This is a genomic window from Leisingera sp. JC1 (assembly GCF_001679925.1).
Lineage (GTDB): Bacteria > Pseudomonadota > Alphaproteobacteria > Rhodobacterales > Rhodobacteraceae > Leisingera.
Genome location: NZ_LYUZ01000086.1, coordinates 53,168 through 61,483 on the forward strand (window position 1 = coordinate 53,168; position 8,316 = coordinate 61,483).

Here is an 8,316-nt window from a genome sequence, read left to right on the forward strand (position 1 = left end):
CACAGGGTGCAGACCGGAACCAAAATCTCGCTGGCAGGCCATGGGCTGTTGATGACCTGGGTTGTCTTCGGCGCCTGGTTCCCGTCCGAACCCTTGCCATCCAACGTGCAGCAAGTGGCGCTGATTTCCTCGGAGCAGTTCGAGAAGCTCAGCCAGCAGCGCCAGGCGCCGCAGGTGTCGCCGGAGCCTGCGCCGCTGAATGAGCCTGCCGCTGTTCAGCCCGCACCGGAGCCTGCGCCGCAGCCGGACCCGGAGCCGGAGATCACCCAGCCCGAGCCGGTGGCCCCGGTAGAGCCCGACCCGCAGGTGACGGAACTGCCGGAACAGCCGCCGGAACCCGAAGTGCCGGTTGAGCTGCCCTCTGCCGCGGAAGCGCCGGAAGTTTCCTCGCTGGTGCCGCAGGTCCGGCCTGAAACCGCGCCGCGCCCGGTGGACCGGGTGGCGCCGGAACCGGTCGCGCCGCCGGAGCCGGATACGAAGATTGACGATATCGTCCAGCCTGAGGTCGCGCCCGAGGAGGGTGCCGAGACCGAGCAGGACGTGCAGGAAGCCACCGCGCGTGAGGCCGCGAGCGACCGGATTGTGACTGAGGAGAACGAGGGCGAGGATGTGGCAGCCTCCGCTGCGCCCGCGGTGTCAAAACGGCCCAAGACCCGGCCGGCCCGGCCCCAGCCGGACCCGGAACCGCAGGTGACAGAAGCGGCGCAGCCGGCAGAAACAGAGCAGACGGATACTGCCGATGCGGTTGCCGATGCGCTGGCAGAGGCACTGGCAGGCGGCGCCGATGTGGAGGCGCCGGAACCCTCCGGCCCGCCGCTGACGCTGGGTGAGAAGGACGCGCTGCGGGTTGAGGTGTCGCGCTGCTGGAACGTCGGCTCGCTCTCCACCGATGCGTTGAAGACAACTGTGGTGGTCGGCGTGTCGCTGTCGCAGGATGGCAAGCCGGACACCGGGTCAATCCGGATGCTGTCCAGCACCGGCGGGTCTTCGGCAGCGGCAAAGCAGGCCTATGAGGCGGCCCGGCGGGCGATTATCCGCTGCGGGTCGGCAGGCTTTCAGCTTCCCCCTGAAAAATATTCGCAATGGCGCGATATTGAGATGACATTCAATCCTGAAAGGATGCGGATCAAATGAGGAAAATACTGGCAGCTCTTCTGATCGGTGCCGCAGCAGCGGCAGGCGCGGGCGCGGCCATGGCTCAGGATGGCCCGCTTCGCATCGAGATCGACCAGGGCGTGATCGAGCCCTTGCCCTATGCGGTCCCGGATTTCGTGCCGGAGACCCCGGCGGCATCGGAATATGCCACCCAGATCGCCCGGGTGATCGCCGCCGACCTGAGCGGCACCGGCCTGTTCCGGGAGGTGCCGGCCAGCGCCCATATCTCCAAGGTCACGGGGTTCGACAGCCCGGTGAAATACGCCGATTGGAAGGCGGTGAACGCGCAGGCGCTGATCACCGGCGCGGTCAGCGTCAACGGCAACCAGCTGACGGTGCGCTTCCGCGGCCATGACGTCTTTGCCGAGAAAGAGCTGGGCACCGGGCTGCAGTTCAACGGCACCACCGACGGCTGGCGCAGGATGGCGCATAAGGTGGCGGATGCGGTCTACAGCCGGATCACCGGCGAAAGCGGCTATTTCGACAGCCGGGTGGTCTATGTCTCCGAAAGCGGCCCCAAGAACGACCGCCGCAAGCGGCTGGCGGTGATGGATTACGACGGCGCCAACGTGCAGTACCTGACCAACAGCGCCTCCATCGTGCTGGCCCCACGGTTCTCGCCTACCGGCGACCGGGTGCTTTATACCAGCTATGAAAGCGGCTTCCCGCAGATCCATGTGCTGGACGTCGGCCAGGTGCAGCGCAAGGTACTGTCCAGCGGCGACGGCACCATGAGCTTTGCGCCGCGGTTTGCCCCCGACGGGCGCACCATCGTCTATTCGCAGACCCAGGGCGGCAATACCGACCTGTTCTCGATGGATATCAGCACCGGCGCCAAATCCCGGCTGACCTCGGCCCCCTCGATCGAGACGGCGCCGTCGTTCTCGCCCGATGGCAGCCAGATCGTGTTCGAAAGCGACCGTTCCGGCAGCCAGCAGCTCTATGTGATGCCGGCGGGCGGCGGCGAGGCACGGCGGATCAGTTTTGGCGAGGGCCGCTACGGCACGCCCGTATGGTCGCCGCGCGGCGACATGATCGCCTTTACCAAGCAGAACAAGGGCCGCTTTCACATCGGTGTGATGCGTACAGACGGCGGCGAGGAGCGGCTGCTGACGGCGTCGTTCCTGGACGAGGGGCCGACCTGGGCGCCCAATGGCCGGGTGATCATGTTCACCCGCGAAAGCCAGGGCAGCGCCGGACGCGCGCTGCTCTATTCGGTGGACATCACCGGGCGGAACCTGAAACCTGTCAAAACACCGGACGGGGCTTCGGATCCGGCCTGGTCGCCGTTGCAGAATTAAGTGAAGTGAATTGGCGGGGATACCCGCATGGAACCTGAACCGGGCATGTGTTAATTTCCGGTCAAGAAACGCAAAAGGGATAGGCAGACAACATGAGCGGTTTGAAATTGGCAATTGCGGCTGTAGCCGTTCTGGGCTTGGCGGCCTGCAGCAACAACCGGTGGGATGACACGGCCAACGGCGGCGGCGCCGGTGCAGGGGCCGGCGTGGGGGCAGGGGCCCTGGATCCGGCAAGCCCGGCCTATTTCCAGCAGACCGTTGGCGACCGGGTGCTGTTCCTGGTGGACCAGTCGACGCTGACGCCCGAAGCACAGGGCATCCTGCAGGGGCAGGCGCGCTGGCTGACCCAGAATGCCGACTATGTTGTCACCATCGAGGGCCACGCCGATGAGCAGGGCACACGCGAATACAACCTTGCCCTGGGCGCCCGCCGTGCCAACGCCGCGCGGGAATACCTGATTTCGCAAGGGGTTGCAGGCCACCGCCTCAAGGTTGTCAGCTACGGCAAGGAGCGCCCGCTGGAAATCTGCTCGAATGAGGCCTGCTATTCCAAGAACCGCCGCGCGGTCACCGTGCTGGCCGGCGGTCTGACGGGGTAAGGCCATGAAGCGCCTGCGCACCGTACTTCTTGCCTCCGTGATGCTGCTGCCGGTGCCGCTGGCGGCGCAGGACAGCCAGACGCTGGCGGACATCCGTCAGGAGCTGACCGTCCTGCATGTGGAAATCCAGCGCCTGAAGCGGGAGATGTCGACAACCGGGGCGCCGTCGGCGGATGTTTCCGGTGATACGGTTCTGGACCGGGTCGCTGCAATCGAGAGCGAACTGCAGCGGCTGACCCTGCAGACCGAGCAGATGAATCACCGGATCGACCGCATCGTCACCGATGGCACCAACCGGATCGGCGACCTGGAATTCCGCCTGGTTGAGCTGGAGGGCGGCGACCTCGGCGCGCTGAAGGAAACCACGACGCTGGGCGGCGGCGAGCTGCCTGCCAGCGGCGGTGCGGCACTGCCCGCTGCTGGCGCAGAAACCTCTGGCGGTGATACCGGCGGCGGTGAACTGGCCATTGGCGAGCAGGCGGACTTTGATGCCGCCGAAAAGCTGCTGGCGGACGGCGCGTATCAGGACGCGGCAGAGAAATTCGCGGCCTTCAACCAGTCTTACCCTGGCAGCCCGCTGGCGCCCGCAGCCGAATTCAGCCGCGGCAAGGCGCTGGACGGGCTGGGCGACACCCGCGAAGCGGCGCGCGCCTATCTGGCGGCCTTCACCGGCAACTCGGCCGGGCCGGTGGCACCCAAGGCCCTGTTCGAGCTTGGCGCGGCTCTTGGCCGGCTGGGCCAGACCGATCAGGCCTGCGTGACGCTGTCCGAGGTCGGGGTGCGCTTTCCGGGGGCCGCGCAACAGGCTGAGGCCGCGGCAGAAATGGCCAAGCTGGGCTGTTCTTGACGGGGCTGCGGCGCGATATCCTGGGGCTGCTGCGCGGCCAGTTCCAGTCCAGACTGACCGGCAAGCTCGGTATTGCCGTGTCCGGCGGCAGCGATTCGATGGCGCTGATGCACTTGATGAAGGAGGCCTTTGAAGGCGAGCCGGTCGAGTTCCAGGCAGCAACCGTGGACCATGGATTGCGGCCGGAATCGGCAACTGAGGCCGACTGGGTGGGCGACGCCGCTGCCGAACTGGGAATCGCGCATGAGGTGATCCGGTGGGAGGAAGGCCCGGGACAGGGCAACCTGCAAAAACAGGCCCGCGAAGCGCGCTATGATCTGCTGTGTGCCTGGGCGAGGCGCAACGGAATCTCCACCCTCTGCGTGGCGCATACAGCGGACGATCAAGCCGAAACACTGCTGATGCGCATGGCCCGGATCTCAGGAGTGTCGGGGCTTTCCGGCATGCCGCCGCGCCGGGTGCACAAGGGCGTTACCCTGGTGCGGCCGCTGCTGGAAGTCACCCGCAGCGAATTGCGCCAGTTCCTGCAGGAGCGCGGCATCGAATGGTGCGAGGACCCCAGCAACAGCGATTTGCGCTATGAACGGGTGCGGGCACGCCGCGCTTTGGCGGAACTGGCACCGCTGGGCCTGACGCCGACGGTGCTGTCCCGGGTTGCCCAAAACATGAACAAGGCGCGCGAGGCGCTGGACTGGTACGTGTTCCTGGCGGCCCGCGACATGGCCCACGTGCAGGCCGGCGCGGTGGTTCTGTGCCAGCGGAAATTCCGAACTCTGCCCAGCGAGACCGGCTACCGGCTGCTGGTCAAGGCCATCCAATGGGTGGCGGGAACCCCCTATCCGCCGCGCCGGGTGCCGATGGAAATCGCCGTTCTGGCCGCGCGCGGCGGCGGTGCGGCGACGGTGGCCGGCTGCCATTTGCTGACAACCTCCAAACAGATCTGGATCTGCCGCGAGGCCAAGGCGGTCGCAGGCGTCACATCGCTGCCCGGCCAGGTCTGGGACAGCAGGTGGAAGGTTTTCGGAGGTGACGCAAAGGGTTGCGAAGTGCGGCACTTGGGGCGTGGCGGTCTGTTAAATTGCCCCTCCTGGCGGGCAACCGGCGTGCCGGGCACCGTGCTGGAGTCCTCGCCGGCGGTGTGGCGCGGTGCCGAACTGGCGGCTGCGCCGGTGGCCGGACTGGGCAATGGATGGACGGCGGAACCGGTGGCAAACGAAGAAGAGTTCTTCGCATCCCTTTTATCGCATTGAACCTGCCCGAATGATCCTTATTTTAAGCACAACGCAGGCGGCCTGACAGGTGCGCCTAATTGATAGGGAGAACTTTCCTTGGGCAACGCTCGCAATATCGCCTTTTGGGTTGTTCTGTTTCTGCTGATTCTGGCGCTGTTCAATCTGTTCAGCGGTTCCGGCAGCACGATGCAGAGCCGTGAACGCACTTTCTCGGACTTCGTGAGTTCGGTGGAGACCGGCAAGGTCAGCACCGTCACTCTGGACGGGGAACAGGTCCGCTACACCACGACCGACGGGCAGAACTACGTCACCATCAAGCCGGGCGATGCCGAAGTCACCTCGCTGCTGATCGAAAAGAACATCCCGGTGCGCGCTGAAAAGCAGCAGCAGTCCGGCTTCCAGTCCTTCCTGATCACGCTTCTGCCGTTCCTGCTGCTGATCGGTGTCTGGATCTACTTCATGAACCGGATGCAGGGCGGCGGCAAAGGCGGCGCCATGGGATTCGGCAAATCCAAGGCCAAGATGCTGACCGAAAAGCATGGCCGCGTCACCTTTGACGATGTCGCGGGTATCGACGAGGCCAAGGAAGAGCTGGAAGAGATCGTCGAATTCCTGCGCAACCCGCAGAAATTCTCGCGCCTCGGCGGCAAGATTCCCAAGGGCGCGCTGCTGGTTGGCCCTCCGGGCACCGGTAAAACCCTGCTGGCCCGCGCCATTGCAGGCGAGGCCGGCGTGCCGTTCTTCACCATCTCCGGCTCCGACTTCGTCGAAATGTTCGTCGGCGTCGGCGCTTCCCGCGTGCGCGACATGTTCGAGCAGGCCAAGAAGAACGCGCCCTGCATCGTCTTCATTGACGAGATTGACGCGGTGGGCCGCCACCGCGGCGCCGGCTATGGCGGCGGCAATGACGAGCGTGAGCAGACCCTGAACCAGCTGCTGGTGGAAATGGACGGTTTTGAGGCCAACGAAGGCGTCATCATCCTGGCCGCCACCAACCGCAAGGACGTGCTGGACCCGGCTCTGCTGCGTCCGGGCCGCTTTGACCGCAACGTGACCGTCGGCAACCCCGACATCAAAGGCCGCGAGAAGATCCTGGCGGTGCACGCCCGCAAGACCCCGCTGGGTCCGGACGTTGACCTGCGCATCATCGCCCGCGGCACCCCCGGCTTCTCCGGTGCCGACCTGGCCAACCTCGTGAACGAGGCTGCGCTGATGGCAGCCCGTGTCGGCCGCCGCTTTGTCACCATGGAGGATTTCGAATCCGCCAAGGACAAGGTGATGATGGGGGCAGAGCGCCGCTCGATGGTGCTGACCCAGGACCAGAAGGAAAAGACCGCCTACCACGAGGCCGGCCACGCCGTTGTCGGCCTGGCGCTGCCGCTGTGCGATCCGGTCTACAAGGCGACGATCATCCCGCGCGGCGGTGCCCTGGGCATGGTGGTCAGCCTGCCGGAAATGGACCGCCTGAACTACCACCGCGATGAGTGCCAGCAGAAACTGGCGATGACCATGGCGGGCAAGGCAGCCGAAGTCATCAAATACGGCGAGGACCACGTCTCCAACGGCCCGGCCGGCGACATCCAGCAGGCCAGCCAGCTGGCCCGCGCCATGGTGCTGCGCTGGGGCATGTCGGATAAGGTCGGCAACATCGACTATGCCGAAGCCCACGAAGGCTACTCCGGCAACACCGCGGGTTTCTCCGTCTCGGCCCACACCAAGGAGCTGATCGAGGAAGAGGTGAAACGCTTCATCCAGCAAGGCTATGAGCAGGCGCTGGAGATCCTCAAGGACAAGAACGAGGAATGGGAGCGTCTGGCGCAGGGCCTTCTGGAATACGAAACCCTGACCGGCGACGAGATCAAACGGGTGATGAACGGCGAGCCGCCGCAGTCGGGCGATGACGAGGACGACAGCGAGGATCAGGGCAACGCCTCGGTCACCGCGATCCCCAAGGCCAAGCCCAAGAAGACCCCGCCCGAAGGCGGCATGGAGCCTGAGCCCTCCGCCTGATCCCAAAGGTTTAAACCCCCGGATGCCGCTGGCCTCCGGGGGTTTTTCATTTCCGGTACTGAACTGCGAAAACACAAAAAAGCATGGCAGCCGGGCTGGCGCCATACCGCACCGCCTGTATGCTCGCGGCAATGTCAAAGGGTCATGCGAGGGAGAGCAGGCATGCCGGTGCTGCGGAAAACGGAATTCACGGGCGAGATCGTGTGGCTGGGCCATGTGCCTGCGGAAAGCGGGTTGCAGGCGGTGCCGGCGGACCGTTTGGACCTTGGCTTTGCCGGAATTGACGGCGGGCGCCACGAGGGCGAAAACCGCCCTTCCTGCGTGCGGGTGCGCAATCTCTACAAGGAAGGCACTGAAATCCGGAACGTGCGCCAGCTGACCATCCTGTCGGAAGAGGAGCTGGCGCTGATCGCGGCGGACATGGGGATGGACAGCGTCAACCCGGCGCATCTGGGTGCCACCATCGTGCTGCGCGGCATCCCGGACTTCACCTTTGTGCCGCCGTCCTCGCGCCTGCAGGGGGCGGACGGGGTGACGCTGACGGTGGACATGGAGAACCGCCCCTGCGTGCTGCCGGGCCGCGAGATCGAAAAGGACCACGCAGGCTTCGGCGCGCGCTTCAAGCCGGCGGCGCAGAACCGGCGGGGAATCACCGCCTGGGTCGAACGCCCCGGGTGCCTGCAGCTGGGCGGAGAACTGGCGCTCTTTGTTCCGGATCAGCGCGCCTGGGCGCCCTAGGCGCCCTTTTTCGGGGAATTCCGTTTCCTTTAAGGAACCTTGGCAGGGCCTGCGAAAGACCCCACGCCGCATCAAGGCGTGATAATGTCGGAAATCACGCGCGTATTGTGCCGCATTTTGGCTAAGTCTACCGCCAAACCGGCATTCCCGTGCCGGCGATTGTATGCAAACTCAGCAGGAACCTTGCCATGAGCTACAAGAGTGACATCGAGATTGCGCGTGAGGCGCAGAAGAAGCCGATCCAGGAGATTGGCGCGAAGATCGGGATTTCCAGCGATGACCTGCTGCCCTACGGCCATGACAAGGCGAAGGTGAGCCAGGGGTTCATCGACTCTGTGCAGTCGAAGGAAGACGGCAAGCTGATCCTGGTGACCGCGATCAACCCGACGCCTGCGGGCGAAGGCAAGACCACCACCACCGTGGGTCTGGGCGAC

Annotated in this window: 8 protein-coding genes; all 8 read left to right on the forward strand. The window is 65.3% G+C overall.

The genetic code is table 11. The annotated features are described in order from the left end of the window. Positions 1-6: 6 nt before the first annotated feature. Positions 7-1,134 (forward strand): energy transducer TonB, encoded by a 1,128-nt coding sequence (locus A9D60_RS11255; protein ID WP_065267686.1) that lies wholly within the window; start codon positions 7-9, stop codon positions 1,132-1,134. Beyond that, the gene (gene tolB, locus A9D60_RS11260) at positions 1,131-2,456 is read left to right on the forward strand and encodes a Tol-Pal system beta propeller repeat protein TolB (protein ID WP_065267687.1); all 1,326 of its coding nucleotides are present in this window, start codon (positions 1,131-1,133) and stop codon (positions 2,454-2,456) included. The genes A9D60_RS11255 and tolB overlap by 4 nt, the downstream gene beginning before the upstream one ends. A gap of 92 nt (positions 2,457-2,548) precedes the next feature. Then, the gene (gene pal, locus A9D60_RS11265; protein WP_065267688.1) at positions 2,549-3,055 is read left to right on the forward strand and encodes a peptidoglycan-associated lipoprotein Pal; all 507 of its coding nucleotides are present in this window, start codon (positions 2,549-2,551) and stop codon (positions 3,053-3,055) included. 4 nt (positions 3,056-3,059) lie between these two features. Next, positions 3,060-3,902, forward strand: a complete 843-nt coding sequence (gene ybgF / locus A9D60_RS11270; RefSeq protein WP_065267689.1) for a tol-pal system protein YbgF — start codon at positions 3,060-3,062, stop codon at positions 3,900-3,902. Further along, positions 3,899-5,152 (forward strand): tRNA lysidine(34) synthetase TilS, encoded by a 1,254-nt coding sequence (gene tilS / locus A9D60_RS11275; RefSeq protein WP_083194163.1) that lies wholly within the window; start codon positions 3,899-3,901, stop codon positions 5,150-5,152. The genes ybgF and tilS overlap by 4 nt, the downstream gene beginning before the upstream one ends. 78 nt (positions 5,153-5,230) lie before the next feature. After that, complete coding sequence (gene ftsH, locus A9D60_RS11280) at positions 5,231-7,144, forward strand: ATP-dependent zinc metalloprotease FtsH (protein ID WP_065267690.1); 1,914 nt, start codon at positions 5,231-5,233, stop codon at positions 7,142-7,144. Positions 7,145-7,306: 162 nt separating this feature from the next. Then, complete coding sequence (locus A9D60_RS11285; RefSeq protein WP_065267691.1) at positions 7,307-7,882, forward strand: MOSC domain-containing protein; 576 nt, start codon at positions 7,307-7,309, stop codon at positions 7,880-7,882. Positions 7,883-8,070: 188 nt separating this feature from the next. Next, positions 8,071-8,316, forward strand: a 246-nt coding sequence (locus A9D60_RS11290) for a formate--tetrahydrofolate ligase (RefSeq protein ID WP_141117892.1), incomplete at its 3' end; no start/stop codon positions are given.

Coding starts and splice junctions, on each gene's coding strand:
- pal (WP_065267688.1), top strand. CDS start 2,549: ATGAGCGGTTTGAAATTGGCAATTGCGGCTGTAGCCGTTCTGGGCTTG.
- ybgF (WP_065267689.1), top strand. CDS start 3,060: ATGAAGCGCCTGCGCACCGTACTTCTTGCCTCCGTGATGCTGCTGCCG.
- A9D60_RS11285 (WP_065267691.1), top strand. CDS start 7,307: ATGCCGGTGCTGCGGAAAACGGAATTCACGGGCGAGATCGTGTGGCTG.
- tolB (WP_065267687.1), top strand. CDS start 1,131: ATGAGGAAAATACTGGCAGCTCTTCTGATCGGTGCCGCAGCAGCGGCA.